14 protein-coding genes are annotated in these 13979 nt (G+C 67.0%); 10 read left to right on the top strand and 4 right to left on the bottom strand.

What is annotated here, in order from left to right; translation table 11 throughout:
- Window positions 1-37: 37 nt before the first annotated feature.
- Complete coding sequence (locus tag AB0M22_RS25310) at window positions 38-829, bottom strand: ABC transporter permease (RefSeq protein WP_364731448.1); 792 nt, start codon at window positions 827-829, stop codon at window positions 38-40.
- Window positions 826-1758: an ABC transporter ATP-binding protein gene (locus tag AB0M22_RS25305; protein ID WP_364731446.1), complete on the bottom strand. Its 933-nt coding sequence runs from the start codon at window positions 1756-1758 to the stop codon at window positions 826-828. The genes AB0M22_RS25310 and AB0M22_RS25305 overlap by 4 nt, the downstream gene beginning before the upstream one ends.
- 344 nt (window positions 1759-2102) lie before the next feature.
- On the opposite strand from AB0M22_RS25305, the gene AB0M22_RS25300 reads away from it, so the two are divergent.
- Window positions 2103-2486, top strand: coding sequence for a hypothetical protein (locus tag AB0M22_RS25300; RefSeq protein WP_364731444.1), 384 nt, complete (start codon window positions 2103-2105; stop codon window positions 2484-2486).
- Between the two features lie 9 nt (window positions 2487-2495).
- Here AB0M22_RS25300 and mptB read toward each other — a convergent pair whose 3' ends face one another.
- On the bottom strand, window positions 2496-4172 hold the full coding sequence (gene mptB / locus AB0M22_RS25295; RefSeq protein WP_364731442.1) for a polyprenol phosphomannose-dependent alpha 1,6 mannosyltransferase MptB: 1677 nt from the start codon (window positions 4170-4172) through the stop codon (window positions 2496-2498).
- A 105-nt stretch (window positions 4173-4277) separates the two neighbouring features.
- Here mptB and AB0M22_RS25290 point away from each other — a divergent pair, with 105 nt between their 5' ends.
- From AB0M22_RS25290 to AB0M22_RS25250, 9 genes are all read left to right on the top strand, one after another.
- A complete protein-coding gene (locus tag AB0M22_RS25290) occupies window positions 4278-5036 on the top strand; it encodes a TetR/AcrR family transcriptional regulator (protein WP_364731440.1) in 759 nt (252 codons plus the stop codon).
- Between the two features lie 39 nt (window positions 5037-5075).
- Complete coding sequence (locus tag AB0M22_RS25285; protein ID WP_364731437.1) at window positions 5076-6095, top strand: alcohol dehydrogenase catalytic domain-containing protein; 1020 nt, start codon at window positions 5076-5078, stop codon at window positions 6093-6095.
- 356 nt (window positions 6096-6451) lie between these two features.
- Window positions 6452-7255, top strand: coding sequence for a metalloregulator ArsR/SmtB family transcription factor (locus AB0M22_RS25280; protein ID WP_364731435.1), 804 nt, complete (start codon window positions 6452-6454; stop codon window positions 7253-7255).
- Window positions 7252-8688, top strand: coding sequence for a Fe-S cluster assembly protein SufB (gene sufB / locus AB0M22_RS25275; RefSeq protein WP_364731432.1), 1437 nt, complete (start codon window positions 7252-7254; stop codon window positions 8686-8688). Before AB0M22_RS25280 ends, sufB begins: the two co-directional genes overlap by 4 nt.
- On the top strand, window positions 8688-9896 hold the full coding sequence (gene sufD, locus AB0M22_RS25270) for a Fe-S cluster assembly protein SufD (protein WP_364731429.1): 1209 nt from the start codon (window positions 8688-8690) through the stop codon (window positions 9894-9896). The genes sufB and sufD overlap by 1 nt, the downstream gene beginning before the upstream one ends.
- A 38-nt stretch (window positions 9897-9934) precedes the next feature.
- Complete coding sequence (sufC, locus tag AB0M22_RS25265) at window positions 9935-10711, top strand: Fe-S cluster assembly ATPase SufC (protein ID WP_364731426.1); 777 nt, start codon at window positions 9935-9937, stop codon at window positions 10709-10711.
- Window position 10712: 1 nt separating this feature from the next.
- Window positions 10713-11966 carry a cysteine desulfurase gene (locus tag AB0M22_RS25260; protein WP_364731423.1) on the top strand — a complete coding sequence of 418 codons (1254 nt, stop codon included), beginning with the start codon at window positions 10713-10715 and terminating at the stop codon, window positions 11964-11966.
- Window positions 11967-11969: 3 nt separating this feature from the next.
- Complete coding sequence (gene sufU / locus AB0M22_RS25255) at window positions 11970-12449, top strand: Fe-S cluster assembly sulfur transfer protein SufU (protein ID WP_150404403.1); 480 nt, start codon at window positions 11970-11972, stop codon at window positions 12447-12449.
- Window positions 12446-12814 (top strand): metal-sulfur cluster assembly factor, encoded by a 369-nt coding sequence (locus AB0M22_RS25250; protein WP_364731419.1) that lies wholly within the window; start codon window positions 12446-12448, stop codon window positions 12812-12814. The genes sufU and AB0M22_RS25250 overlap by 4 nt, the downstream gene beginning before the upstream one ends.
- Window positions 12815-13058: 244 nt before the next feature.
- On the opposite strand, the gene AB0M22_RS25245 is transcribed toward AB0M22_RS25250, so the two are convergent.
- Entirely contained in the window at window positions 13059-13952 is an 894-nt protein-coding gene (locus AB0M22_RS25245) for a type IV toxin-antitoxin system AbiEi family antitoxin domain-containing protein (RefSeq protein WP_364731416.1), read from the bottom strand.
- Window positions 13953-13979 lie beyond the last annotated feature (27 nt).

Here is a 13979-nt window from a genome sequence, read left to right as displayed (position 1 = left end):
GTAAACTACACGCTGTCGTTGGTACCGGCTCTGCGGGCTACTCGAAGCGGAAGTAGCGGGCGGCGAGCAGGCCCGAGATCGCGCCCCAGACGGCGAGCACGGCGATGCCGAACCAGTCGATGCTGCTGCGCATCGCGTCCTCCAGGGTGACCGCGAGCGCGCCCGAGGGGACCAGGCGGGCAAGCACATTCACCGCGGTGGGCAGGTCGTCGGAGGCGAACACGATGCTGGCGATGCCGAGCATGACGAACCACAGGATGTTCGCCAGCGCCAGCACGATCTCTGCCTTCAGCGTCCCGCCGAGCAGCAGGCCCATGGCCGCGAACGTCGCGGTGCCGAGCGCGATCACCAGCGCGCCCAGCGCGAGCCCGGCCGGCTCGGGCCGCCAGCCGAGCGCGAAGCCGATCACGCCGAGCAGAATCGCTTGCAGCACAACGACGATCAACACCGCCGCGCTCTTGCCCGCGATGATGCCCCAGCGGGGGAGCGGGGTCGCGCCGAGGCGTTTCAGCGCGCCGTAGCGGCGGTCGAAGCCGACCGCGATGGCCTGCCCGGTGAACGCGGTGGACATCACCGCGACCATCATCACCGCGGGCACGATCTTGTCCACCCGGTCGTCGCCGAGGTCGCCGAACGGCAGCAGGCTGAGCCCGACCAGCAGGGTGATCGGGATGAACATGGTCAGCAGCAGCTGTTCGCCGTTGCGCAGCAACAGGATCAGCTCGAGCCGGGTCTGCGCGAGCATCATCGCCGCGCGCGAGCTCGGCCGCGGGTCCGGGGCGAAGGTGCCCGGGGTGAAGCGGTTGGCGGTCAGGTCGGGCTGAGTCATCCGCGTAGGTCCCGTCCGGTGAGTTCGAGGAAGACGTCTTCGAGCCTGCGCTGATCGATCCGAATGTCGGTGGCCAGCACGTTCACTCGCGCGCACCACGCGGTCACCGTGGCCAGCACCTGCGGATTGATCTCGCCCTCCACCAGATACGTGCCCGGCGTCGTCTCGCGGGGCGAGAACCCTTCCGGCAGCGCCGATTTCAACAGATCCAGATCGAGTTTCGGTGGGGCGGAGAAGCGTAACTGTCCCGCCGCGCCGTGCGCGGTCACCTCGGCGGGCGTGCCGGAGGCCACGATCTGCCCGTGATCGATGATCACCAGCTGATCGGCCAGCTGCTCCGCCTCGTCCATCAGGTGGGTGGTGAGCACGACGGTGACCCCGTCGCGCCGCAACGCATCGATCAGCTCCCACACGATCAGCCGCGCCTGCGCGTCCAACCCGGCCGTCGGCTCGTCCAAGAACACGATCTCCGGCTTACCGACCAGCGCACAGGCCAACGCCAGCCGCTGCTGCTGCCCACCCGACAACCGCCGATACGGCGTCCCCCGATTGTCCTGCAACCCGAGTGTCTTCAGCAGCCACTCCGGATCCAGCGGATCGGCAGAATAAGCGGCCACCAGATCGAGCATCTCGCCCGCCTTGGCCCCCGGATAAGCCCCGCCCCCCTGCAACATCACCCCGATCCGCGGCCGCAACCGATCCGAATCCGCGATCGGATCCAACCCGAGCACCCGCACCGCCCCCGCATCCGGCGTCACGAACCCCTCACACATTTCCACCGTGGTGGTTTTCCCTGCGCCGTTGGGGCCGAGAAGGGCAAGGACCTGCGCGCGTTCGACCTCGAAACTCACACCGTCCACCGCGGTGATGTCGCCATAGCGTTTGACGACGCCGTCGATGCGAACAGCGGGTTCTGAAGCTGCGGTCACGAGGCAATACCGTAGGCGGTCGACCCCTGTGACCTGGAAGACACCCCTGTCAGACCTTGAAAAGAGCTGTCGTGGTTGACTATTCGTGATAATCGAGTAATGTCCACAGGGAGTCGATCAGGTTGGCAGATGGGAATGCCGACCGGAATGCATCGAAGCCGGGCGGGGGTCCATTATGTGACGGTTTTCTGGGCAATTCATCTATCGAATTCGGTTGAACAGGTGAGCTGGACGTCTGTCGCTCATCGCATTTATCGACTGCCGCTGCCGTCATTTGTCGGTTCGGCAGATAAAGCAAACTCGGGGGAGTGTGCGTTATGTTCAAGAGAATCTCGCTGTGTTTCATGCTGGCCGCGGGCATCATGACCGCGAATTCCGTTACGGCACAGGCTGAATCGTGGACTACCTGGGACGGATGTGTTCCCTTGATGATCGGCAGCCCAATGCACGATTGGCTCTACAACGCCGACATCAGAAGCGACTACATGAACTGTGACACGCCGCGTGGATCGTCCACGCAGCTCCATATCTTCGGCGGTGGCGTCGACCAACGGTCCGAATGGGCGGAATGGCCTTATCTGACCGTTGCGGGCCCGCCGAAAGGTTCCCAGAAACAGCCGTTCTGGGTGTGTGGCGAGGCCTGGCGAAAAGACAAGCCGAGCGATCAAGCACGCCTGCTCGGCCGTCCCTGCGCGAAGGTCGCGGCCAGTGGCGGCCGGTCGGGCTGACCTGCGCGGCTAGGCGACCGATTCGCTCGTTCGGCGTGGGGTCGGGGCGGGTTCCTGCTGGCCGCGCCACGGGAGCTTGTTGCGGGTGACCACGAAGAACAGCAGCGTGACGATGACGGTGGCGATCGCGGCGCCGACGATTTGGAAGACCTCCAGGTCGGCGCCGCGCGGCATCAGGATGACGCTGACGATCGCGGAGAACGCCACCGCGGGGACGCGGAAGATGGGGCGGGTGGCCCAGGCGGCCAGCGGGACGATCGCCCACAGCAGGTACCAGGGCTGGACCACGGGGAACAGCAGCACGATGGCGCCGAGCGCGACACCGAGCGCGCCGACCGCGTGCAGCCGGCCGATGCCGGTCGCGATCAACATGCGCACCGCGAGGAACCCGGCGATCACCGCGGCGATCGGTCGGGTGATGCTGAGCAGCGCGGTGGTGTGGTCGCCGAGCCCGAGCAGCACCCCGCCGAATCCGGTGATGATGCCGAGCACCGTCGGCACCGACATCCAGCTGCGCACCGCGTTCGCGACATTGAGGGTGTGGATCCAGCCGAATCCCAGCCCGCTCGCCGCACCGATGAAAACCGTTGTGCTGAGCGCGATCGCGCCAAGCAGGGCGGCCGCGACGCCGACGGTGCGCAGGCTGAACCCCCAGCGGCGGGCCAAAGCCATCCCGACGAAGCCGAGCGCGATGATCGAGGTGAGCTTGATCGAAGAAGACATCGCGATGACAACGGCCCCGCCGATCAACCACGCATAAGCGCGTCCGTCGAACGGGTGTATGTCCTCGATGGCGTGCAGGCAGAGCTCCAGGCCGGCCAGCATCAAGCCGAGCATCAACGCGTCGTTGTGCACGCCGCCGACCAGGTGGAACAGCACCAGCGGATTGGCCGCGCCGAGCCACAGCGCGCTGACCGGCGCGACACCGCAGCGCTGGGACAGCCGAGGCAGCGCCCAGACGATCAGCGCGACGCCGGCGATCGCGAGCACCCGGTGCACCCAGACGCCCAGGATGATGTTGTCACCGGTGAGTTCGGCGATACCGCGGCCGATCCAGAGGAACAGGGGGCCGTATGGCGCCGGTGTCTTCTGCCAGATGGTCGGCACGTTGTTCGTCAGCACGTTATCGATGCCGAGCCCGGCGACCGGTCCCTCTTGATACGGGTCGATGCCGCGGGCCGCGATTTCGCTTTGTGCCAGATAGGAATACACGTCGTTGCTGAAGAGGGGCGGGGCGACGCTGAGCGGGATGATCCACAGCAGCAGGGTGCGGTCGAGTTGGGAGCGGGTCAGGCGGTGACGGGGGGCGCCGCCGATGCCGCCGACGGCGAAGCGGCCGAGCAACAGCCAGGCGAGCACCACGACGACCGTGCCGGTCATGCACATGGCCAGTGACCCGGTGTGGGCGCGGGCGAAGATGCCGAGGACGCGGACGCCGGAGGTGGGGTTTTGGTGGACCGGCTGGGCGCCGATGCCGAGGGCGCTGATCGCCATGAGGACGGTTCCGGTGGCGCCCATCAGGCGGATGCGGTCCAGTTGGACGCGTTCTTTCCGGTCGAGGCCGGGAACCTCGGTCTCGTCCTGGTGCAGGACCGCGATCGTGTGATCGGCGGTCGGCACGTCCAACCCGAGTGCTCGGCGCCCGAATGCCAGTGTCCTGCGCCGCGCGCCCTCCAGTACCGCCACGAGACGAAGCATAAGGGGCGCGCTCGCGCGGAGTCCCGGCACAGACCGGTGACGGCGGTGCTCGTTCCGATCGGAAGCGTCGCCGGCCGGGGCACAATCAGACACATGGTTTCGGAGTCCAGGCGGCGGATCGAAGTCGCCGCGTGCGGGCTGCTCGCGCGGCACGGGTATCACGGGTTCGGTCTGAAGGCGTTGAGCGAGGTGGCCGGATTGCCGTATGGCTCCATCTACCACCACTTTCCAGGTGGCAAGGAGGAGATCGCGGTGGCCGCGATCACCGGCACCGGGATGCTCACCGGGCGGATGATCCGGCAGGCCCCGACGGACGTGTTCGCCACGACCACCACCATTTTCGAGTTCATGGTGCGCAAGCTGGCTGCCTCGGAATGGGACGACGGGTGCCCGATCGGCACACCCGCGCTGGACGGCGGCAGCGATGTCGAGTCGATCCGCGCCGCCTGCGCGACCGCCTTCGAGGCGATGGAGCAGGCGTTCGCCGGACTGCTCGCCGAGCTGGGGCTGTCCGCGCAGGACGCGGGGGAGCTGGCCACCACGGTGGTCGCCGCGTACGAGGGCGCGACCATCCTGTCCCGGGTGCGGCGCTCGGACGCGCCGCTGCACACGGTGGCGGCGGCGATGGAACGGCTGATCCGGGTGACGTTCACCGAGGCAGGCCTGCCGAACGGCGAACCGGGTGCGGCGGGCAACGGCGAGCCGGGCACCGGGTCGTCGGATGTCGACGCGGGAATGATCGAGGTGGACCAGGCCGCCTCGGTCGAGGAGCGGGTGGTGGCGGCCGCCGCGGAGTCCGAGGTCACCGGAAATGTTCCGGAAGTTGGTGCTGAGCGGGGAAATTCCCTATGAGGCATTGACTAGAAAGAACGTTCTAGCGAGACTCGGTCCATGAAGCGTCTGATGTTGACCGGTCCCGGCGAGCTGCGCTGGGAAGAACACCCTGAACCTCAGCTCGGCGGGCCGGGTCAAGCGCTGGTGCGTCCGATCGCCCTGGCCACCTGCGATATCGATCCGGCCGTGCTGCGCGGCGCGTTCCCGCTGCCGGGCCCGTACTCGTTCGGGCACGAGGGGGTGGTCGAAGTGGTCGCGATCGGTGACGACGTGCGCACCGTCGCGGTCGGTGACCGCGTGGTGGTGCCGTTCCAAATCTCTTGCGGCACCTGCCGTGCCTGCCTGCGCGGCCGCACCGGCAACTGCACCAGCCACCCGCCGTTGTCCAGCTACGGCCTCGGCCCGCTCGGCGGCCTGGACTGGGGTGGACTCTGGGCTGATCTCGCCCTCATCCCGCACGCCGACGCCATGCTCGTGCCGCTCCCGCCCGGCATCGACCCGGTGGCCGTCGCGAGCGCCAGCGACAACATCCCCGACGGCTATCGCGCGGTCGGCCCGCAGCTCGCGGACAACCCTGGCGCCGAGGTGCTGATCATCGGCGGTCCCGCGGCTCCGTCAATAGGCCTCTACGCCGCAGGGCTCGCCGTCGCGCTCGGATCCGATCGAGTCGTCTATCTCGACGACTCGATCGAACGGCTGGAGATCGCGAAATCCCTGGGCGCCGAGGCGATCGAAGGCCCGCGCGACGCCCGCGTCGGCCGATTCCCGATCACCGTCGAATCCGCGGGCGGCGCAACGGCCCTGCGCGCCGCGATCAACGCCACCGCCTACGACGGCTGGTCCACCAGCGTCAGCGTCCAGCTCACCGACGTGCCGCTGCCGATCTTCGAGATGTATTCACGCTGCTGCACCTTCCACACCGGACGTGCGCACGCCCGTCCCGCGATCCCCGAGGTCCTGGACCTGGTCGCGGCCGGTCGGTTCGATCCGTCGCTGGTTACCACCCGGACAGCAAACTGGGACGAGGCCGTGGACGCACTGCTGGAGACGCCGATGAAGCTCGTCGCCGTCCGCTGAACGGTCTCGGCGAGGTGGTCGAATGACCATGTGTGATGTATCGCACTGATCACGATCAGGACCGAATGGACCATCGGAACGTCCGCGGCCGAGCCGGCCGCTGCGCAGGCGGCGAACTGCTCGCTTGTCCCGGTGCTCGGCGGCCGGTCGCTGAACATGCAGGTCAGAGCCTATATTTGTGGTCGTTTTAAGACTCGGCTTAAATAACGGCCTACTCGCGTATCGATTCGCAACTCCGCGGCACCGCGGACGACCCTTCACGAGACCTCGCGTCAACGGTCTATGCAGGTCACGAGCCCCGAGAACTCAGGGCACCCTTATTAGATTTCGGGAACGAATTCCGCCACACTGATGTTGTGAAAACCGTGGGTTTGCGGAATGAGGACGAAAGGGCTGGTCGTAAGACCGGTACCGGGTCGTCTGCTGCGCCCGCGACCGCAGGCGAGGGACACACCCGCGCGGCCATCGTCCAGCTGCTGCTGGAAGAGGGTCCGATCACCGCGACCGCCATCGGCACCACGCTGGGGCTTGCCCCGGCCGGCGTCCGGCGGCACCTGGATGCGCTGATCGATTCCGGTCAGGCCCGGGCCAGTAGGTCCGCGCCGTGGCAGCAGAAGGGGCGCGGCCGTCCCGCCAAGCAGTATCAGCTCACCGCCGCGGGCCGTGGCCAATTGGGGCACGCCTACGACGACCTGGCCGGCGCCGCGATCCGCCAGCTCGGCGAGATCGGCGGCGAACAGGCCATCACCGAGTTCGCCAGGAAACGGGCCAGGACTATCGTGGCCGGGATCGCACCGGTCGAGGAGCACACGCCGCAACGCACCGAGGCCAAGGCCGAGGAGATCGCGGACGCGTTCACCGAGGCCGGTTTCGCCGCCTCCACCCGCAAGGTGGGCACCGGCGTGCAGATCTGCCAGCACCACTGCCCGGTCGCGCACGTCGCGGAGGAATTCCCGCAGCTGTGCGAGGCCGAACTCGAGGCGTTCCGTGACCTGCTCGGCACGCACGTGCAGCGGCTGGCCACGATCGCCAACGGCGACTGCGCGTGCACGACGCACGTGCCGCTGCTCGTACTACCGATCACCAAAAAAACTTCAGCAGAAATCGCTGCACAGCCCGCAGCGGTACGAACGAACGACTCCGGAAGGAGTGCCGAATGACGACAACCACCGACCAGGTGCAGCCGCTCACTCAGGAAGAGACCATCGCTTCGCTGGGTAAATACGGCTACGGCTGGGCCGATTCGGATGTGGCCGGAGCCAGCGCGCAACGAGGCCTGTCCGAGGCGGTTGTTCGCGACATCTCGGCGAAGAAGAGCGAGGCCGACTGGATGCTCGACATCCGGCTCAAGGCGCTGCGCATCTTCGATCGCAAGCCCATGCCGAACTGGGGTTCCAACCTCGACGGCATCGACTTCGACAACATCAAGTACTTCGTCCGCTCCAGCGAGAAGCAGGCGGCGACCTGGGACGACCTGCCCGAGGACATCAAGAACACCTACGACAAGCTCGGCATCCCGGAAGCGGAGAAGCAGCGCCTGGTCTCCGGTGTCGCGGCGCAGTACGAGTCCGAGGTCGTCTACCACTCCATCCGTGAGGATCTGGAGAAGCAGGGCGTCATCTTCCTCGACACCGACACGGCGTTGAAGGAGCACCCGGAGCTGTTCCAGCAGTACTTCGGCTCGGTGATCCCGGCGGGCGACAACAAGTTCTCCGCGCTGAACACCGCCGTGTGGTCGGGTGGCTCGTTCATCTACGTGCCGCCGGGCGTGCACGTCGACATCCCGCTGCAGGCCTACTTCCGGATCAACACCGAGAACATGGGCCAGTTCGAGCGGACCCTGATCATCGTCGACGAGGGCGCCTACGTGCACTACGTCGAGGGCTGCACCGCGCCGATCTACAAGTCGGACTCGCTGCACTCCGCGGTGGTCGAGATCATCGTGAAGAAGGGCGGCCGCTGCCGCTACACGACCATCCAGAACTGGTCGAACAACGTCTACAACCTGGTTACCAAGCGGGCCAAGGCGGAGGCGGGCGCGACCATGGAGTGGGTCGACGGCAACATCGGCTCCAAGGTGACGATGAAGTACCCGGCGGTCTGGATGACCGGCGAGTACGCCCGCGGCGAGGTGCTCTCGGTGGCGTTCGCCGGCGAGGGCCAGCACCAGGACACCGGCGCGAAGATGCTGCATCTGGCGCCGCACACCTCCTCGAACATCATCAGCAAGTCGGTGGCGCGCGGCGGTGGCCGGGCCTCCTACCGCGGCCTGGTTCAGGTGAACAAGGGCGCGTACGGGTCCAAGTCGACGGTGAAATGCGATGCGCTGCTTGTCGATACGATCAGCCGCTCGGACACCTACCCGTACGTCGACATCCGCGAGGACGACGTGACGATGGGTCACGAGGCCACCGTGTCGAAGGTGTCCGAGGACCAGCTGTTCTACCTGATGAGCCGCGGCATGACCGAGGACGAGGCGATGGCCATGGTGGTGCGCGGCTTCGTCGAGCCCATCGCCAAGGAACTGCCGATGGAATACGCGTTGGAACTGAACCGGCTCATCGAGCTGCAAATGGAAGGGGCCGTTGGCTGATGGCGACAGGTGTGATCGGAGCAGTTGAAGGGGAGAACCCTTCGAAGCCGATTCAGAACCCGGGCGCTGGGGCCGCGACCAACAAGGGCGAGGTCTTCACCTCGTTCGACGTCAACGCCTTCGAGGTGCCCTCGGGCCGCGACGAGGAGTGGCGGTTCACCCCGCTGCGTCGGCTGCGCGGCCTGCACGACGGCTCCGCGGTGCGTGACGGACAGGCCACGGTCGAGGTCAGCTCGGTCGAGGGCGTCCAGGTGGAGACCGTCGGCCGCGGCGACGAGCGGCTCGGCGCCGCCGGTACGCCCGCGGATCGCGTTGCCGCCCAGGCGTTCTCGGGCTTCGAGTCGGCCACCATCGTGTCGGTCGGCGCGGAGTCCGAGGTCGCCGAGCCGGTGGTCGTCACGGTCACCGGCCCCGGCGAGGGCCGGACCGCCTACGGCCACCTGCAGATCCGGCTCGGCAACTTCGCCACCGCCACCGTGGTCATCGACCAGCGCGGCAGCGGAACCTACGCGGAGAACGTCGAATTCGTGCTCGGCGACAGCGCCAAGCTGACCGTCGTCGCGGTGCAGGACTGGGCCGACGACACGGTCAACGCGACCGCGCACCACGCGCTGCTCGGCCGCGACGCCACGCTGCGGCACATCGCCGTCACGCTCGGCGGCGACCTGGTTCGCCTCACCGGAACCGTCCGCTACGCGGGCCCCGGCGGCGACGCCGAACTGCTCGGCCTCTACTTCGCCGACGCGGGACAGCACTTCGAGCAGCGCCTGCTGGTCGATCACTCGCAGCCGAACTGCAAGTCGAACGTGCTGTACAAGGGTGCGCTGCAAGGCGATCCGAACTCGCCCAAGGGCGACGCGCGGACCGTGTGGGTCGGCGATGTGCTGATCCGCGCCGCCGCCGAAGGCACCGACACCTTCGAGGTGAACCGCAACCTGGTGCTCACCGACGGCGCGCGCGCCGACTCGGTGCCGAACCTGGAGATCGAGACCGGCGAGATCGCCGGCGCCGGTCACGCCAGCGCCACCGGCCGCTTCGACGACGAGCAGCTGTTCTACCTGCGCGCCCGCGGCATCCCGGAAGACGTAGCGCGCCGCCTGGTCGTGCGCGGCTTCTTCCAGGAGATCATCCAGAAGATCGCGGTCCCCGAGATCCGGGAGCGGCTGGAGTCGGCCATCGAGGCCGAGCTCGCCGCTGTCGGCGTCTGATCCCGAAAACTCATACCCCACAAAGGAACTCGAATTCGATGACCACCCTGGAAATCAAGGACCTGCACGTCGAGGTCGCCAACCCGGACGCCTCCGGCGAGCCCATCAAGATCCTGAAGGGCGTCGACCTCACCATCAAGTCCGGTGAGACGCACGCCATCATGGGCCCCAACGGCTCCGGCAAGTCGACCCTGTCCTACGCGATCGCCGGCCACCCGAAGTACACGGTGACCTCCGGCTCGATCACCCTCGACGGCGAGGACGTCCTCGCGATGTCCGTCGACGAGCGGGCGCGCGCGGGCCTGTTCCTGGCCATGCAGTACCCGGTCGAGGTTCCCGGCGTCTCCACCTCGAACTTCCTGCGGACCGCCGCCACCGCCGTGCGCGGCGAGGCGCCCAAGCTGCGGCACTGGGTCAAGGAAGTCAAGGAGTCGATGGCCGAGCTGGAGATCGACCCGGCCTTCGCCGAGCGCAACGTGAACGAGGGCTTCTCCGGCGGCGAGAAGAAGCGCCACGAGATCCTGCAGCTGGGCCTGCTCAAGCCGAAGATCGCCATCCTGGACGAGACCGATTCCGGCCTGGACGTCGACGCGCTGCGCATCGTCTCCGAGGGCGTCAACCGCTACAAGGAGCGCGAGAACGGCGGCGTGCTGCTGATCACGCACTACACCCGCATCCTGCGCTACATCGAGCCGGAATTCGTGCACGTCTTCGTCAACGGCCGCATCGTCGCCGAGGGCGGCTCGGAGCTGGCCGACGAACTCGACGCCAACGGCTACGTCCGTTTCACTCAGACAGCCCCAGCAGGAGCCTGATATGACCGCCACGGTCCGCACCCTCGACGTGGCCCGGATCCGGGCCGACTTCCCGATCCTGAGCCGCACGGTTCGGGACGGGAAACCGTTGGTGTACCTGGATTCCGGCGCGACCTCGCAGCGGCCGCTGGCGGTGCTCGACGCCGAACGCGAGTTCCTGGTCACGCACAACTCGGCGGTGCACCGCGGTGCGCATCAGCTGGCCGAGGAGGCGACCGACGCCTACGAGAACGCGCGCGCGGACATCGCCCGGTTCGTCGGGGTCTACGCCGACGAGATCGTGTTCACCAAGAACGCGACCGAATCGCTGAACCTGGTGACCTACTCCTTCGCCGACGACCGCTTCCCGTACCGGGTCGGTCCCGGTGACGAGATCGTCATCACCGAGCTGGAGCATCACGCGAATCTCGTTCCGTGGCAAGAGCTTGCGCGTCGCACCGGCGCGACGCTGAAGTGGTACGGCGTGACCGATGACGGGCGGATCGATCTCGATTCGCTCGAATTGTCGCCCGCCACCAAGGTTGTCGCGTTCACCCATCAGTCCAACGTGACCGGCGCGATCACCGATGTCGCCGAATTGGTCCGTCGCGCAAAGACGGTCGGCGCGCTGACCGTGCTCGACGCTTGCCAGTCGGTGCCGCACATGGCGGTCGACTTCCGCGAGCTGGAGGTCGACTTCGCTGCGTTCTCCGGGCACAAGATGTTCGGTCCGTCCGGGGTCGGCGTGCTGTACGGGCGGCGCGCGCTGCTGGCCGAGACGCCGCCGTTCATCACCGGTGGTTCGATGATCGAGACCGTGACCATGGAGGCGACCACCTTCGCGGCGCCGCCGCAGCGGTTCGAGGCCGGCGTGCCGATGACCTCGCAGGTGATCGGATTGGGCGCGGCCGTGCGGTATCTCGAGGCGCTCGGCATGGACGCCGTTGCCGAGCACGAACACGCGCTGGTCGGTGCCGCGATCGAAGGCTTGAACGCGATCGACGGGGTGCGGATTCTCGGCCCGGTCGAGAACGTGGACCGCGGTGGCGCGGTGTCGTTCGTGGTCGAGGGTATCCATGCCCACGACGTCGGGCAGATTCTCGACGACGAAGGTGTCGCCGTCCGGGTCGGTCACTTCTGCGCGTGGCCGCTGCTGCGCCGGTTGGACGCGGCCGCCGCGGTGCGCGCCTCGTTCGCCGCCTACAACACACTCGATGAGGTGGACGCACTGGTTGCCGCGGTGCGGAAGGCTCAGCAGTTCTTTGGGGTTGCATAGAACATGCGCATGGAGCAGATGTACCAGGAAGTGATCCTGGACCACTACAAGCACCCGCACCACCGCGGGCTGCGGGAGCCGTTCGGTGCCGAAGTGCACCACGTGAACCCGACCTGCGGTGACGAGGTCACTCTGCGCGTGCAGCTCGACGCCAACGGCGACGTCGCCGACGTCTCCTACGACGGTCAGGGCTGCTCGATCAGTCAGGCCTCGACCTCGGTCCTCACCGACCAGGTGATCGGCCTGCCGGTGCAGCAGGCGTTGAAGGTGGTCGACTCGTACAGCGAGATGATCTCCAGCCGCGGCACCGTCGAGGGCGACGAGGACATGATCGGCGACGGCATCGCCTTCGCCGGCGTCTCGAAGTACCCGGCGCGAGTGAAATGCGCCTTGCTCGGCTGGATGGCGTTCAAAGACGCGGTGGTCCGGATAACCTCGGCAGAAGAGGCGCAACGTTCGATGGGAAACGGGGACCAGGCATGACCGAAACACCGGCAACCGAGACAGCTGAGCAGGTCGAGCTGACCGCCGAGGACATCAAGCGCCTCGAGGACCTCGAGGAGGCCATGCGCGACGTGGTCGATCCCGAGCTCGGCATCAACGTCGTCGACCTCGGCCTGGTCTACGGCCTGTCCGTGCAGGACGAGGTGGCCATCCTCGACATGACCCTCACCTCCGCGGCCTGCCCGCTCACCGACGTCATCGAGGACCAGTCCCGCAACGCGCTCGTGCGCAGCGGCCTGGTCGACGACCTCAAGATCAACTGGGTCTGGATGCCCCCGTGGGGCCCCGACAAGATCACCGAAGACGGCCGCGAACAACTCCGCGCCCTCGGCTTCACCGTCTGAGTTCCGAGTCCATCGACAGCCGCTGACGGAACTTCCTGGCCACAGGAGGTTCCCGCAGCGGCTGTCGGCGTTTGCGCGGGTGGTCGCTGTTCGCCCGGTTTGCTCCGGGCGATCGGTCGGTTATTAGGTGCGCCGCCATCGAGTCGGGCCAAAGGTCGTTGGGGCAATCGAGGTTAGTCAAATGGTTGCTGTAGAAGATCAAATAGCGACCATATGACTAACCTCGATTGCACGGCATTGCCAATTAGCGGGTGCACGGGCGTGCTCGGCTGATTGCGAGTTTGATGGGCTCGGTGAAGGTGGCTGGGTGGTGGAGGACGTCCTGTGCGGTGGCGTAGAAGATTGTCCAGCCCTGAGTGGTCAGCTGGTTGTGGCGGGTGTTGTCTCTTGCGGCGGCGTGTAGGCCGCAATGCCAAGCGACGCTGTCGTATTCGAGTCCGATGCGATACTGCGGCCAACCGAGGTCGAGTCGACGGGAGCCGTCCGCGGTGAGAACTTCCAGTTGTGGTCGAGGGTGAGGAAGTCCGGCGTCGACGCAGCGTAGCCGGGTGCGTGATTCCATCGGCGATTCAGCTCTGCCGTCCATCAACGCGATCAGGTCGACGGCCTGCCGGAAGCCGCGCCGGCGATGATGGCGGGAGAGTTCCTCGCCGAGTTCATCTGGTGCGAGCCCCAGCCCGCCGGCGGCATCCAGCGTGGCCAATGCGTCCATCCGATTCAGGGTGCGCGCCAGATCGATGGCGGTGCGAGCGGCTGTGGTCGTGGGTACACCGTTTGTTGATGCCACCTGCACAGAGTGGAGTCGATCGCGGTGTACGACCAGTTGTTTCGAGCGAGATGGTTGCACACCCAGCACGTGGGTCGCATTGCCCTCGATGATCGAGAACCCGTGCAACTCGGCGGCCGTGTCGTAAGCGGCGATCAGGACTGGCAATCCCATCGACAGACGCGCCGCCTCGACGCGCAGTTCCGGTCCCGGCTGGACGGTCGCCTCCCGGTAGACACCGTGGAACACCGGCACCCACTCGCCACGGTGCAGGCGTGCGCGCAGTTCCGCGCGGGTGTATTCGATCCGCGCCTGTGCGGTGGTGAAGACGCCGAACTGCTTATCCCGGAACCCTTTCAGTAGTGCCCTCATGTCCGCCAGCATCGCGCACCGTCCTGT

This window comes from Nocardia sp. NPDC051756 (assembly GCF_040681495.1).
Taxonomy (GTDB): Bacteria; Actinomycetota; Actinomycetes; order Mycobacteriales; family Mycobacteriaceae; genus Nocardia.
This window is presented reverse-complemented; position numbering and strand designations above follow the sequence as displayed.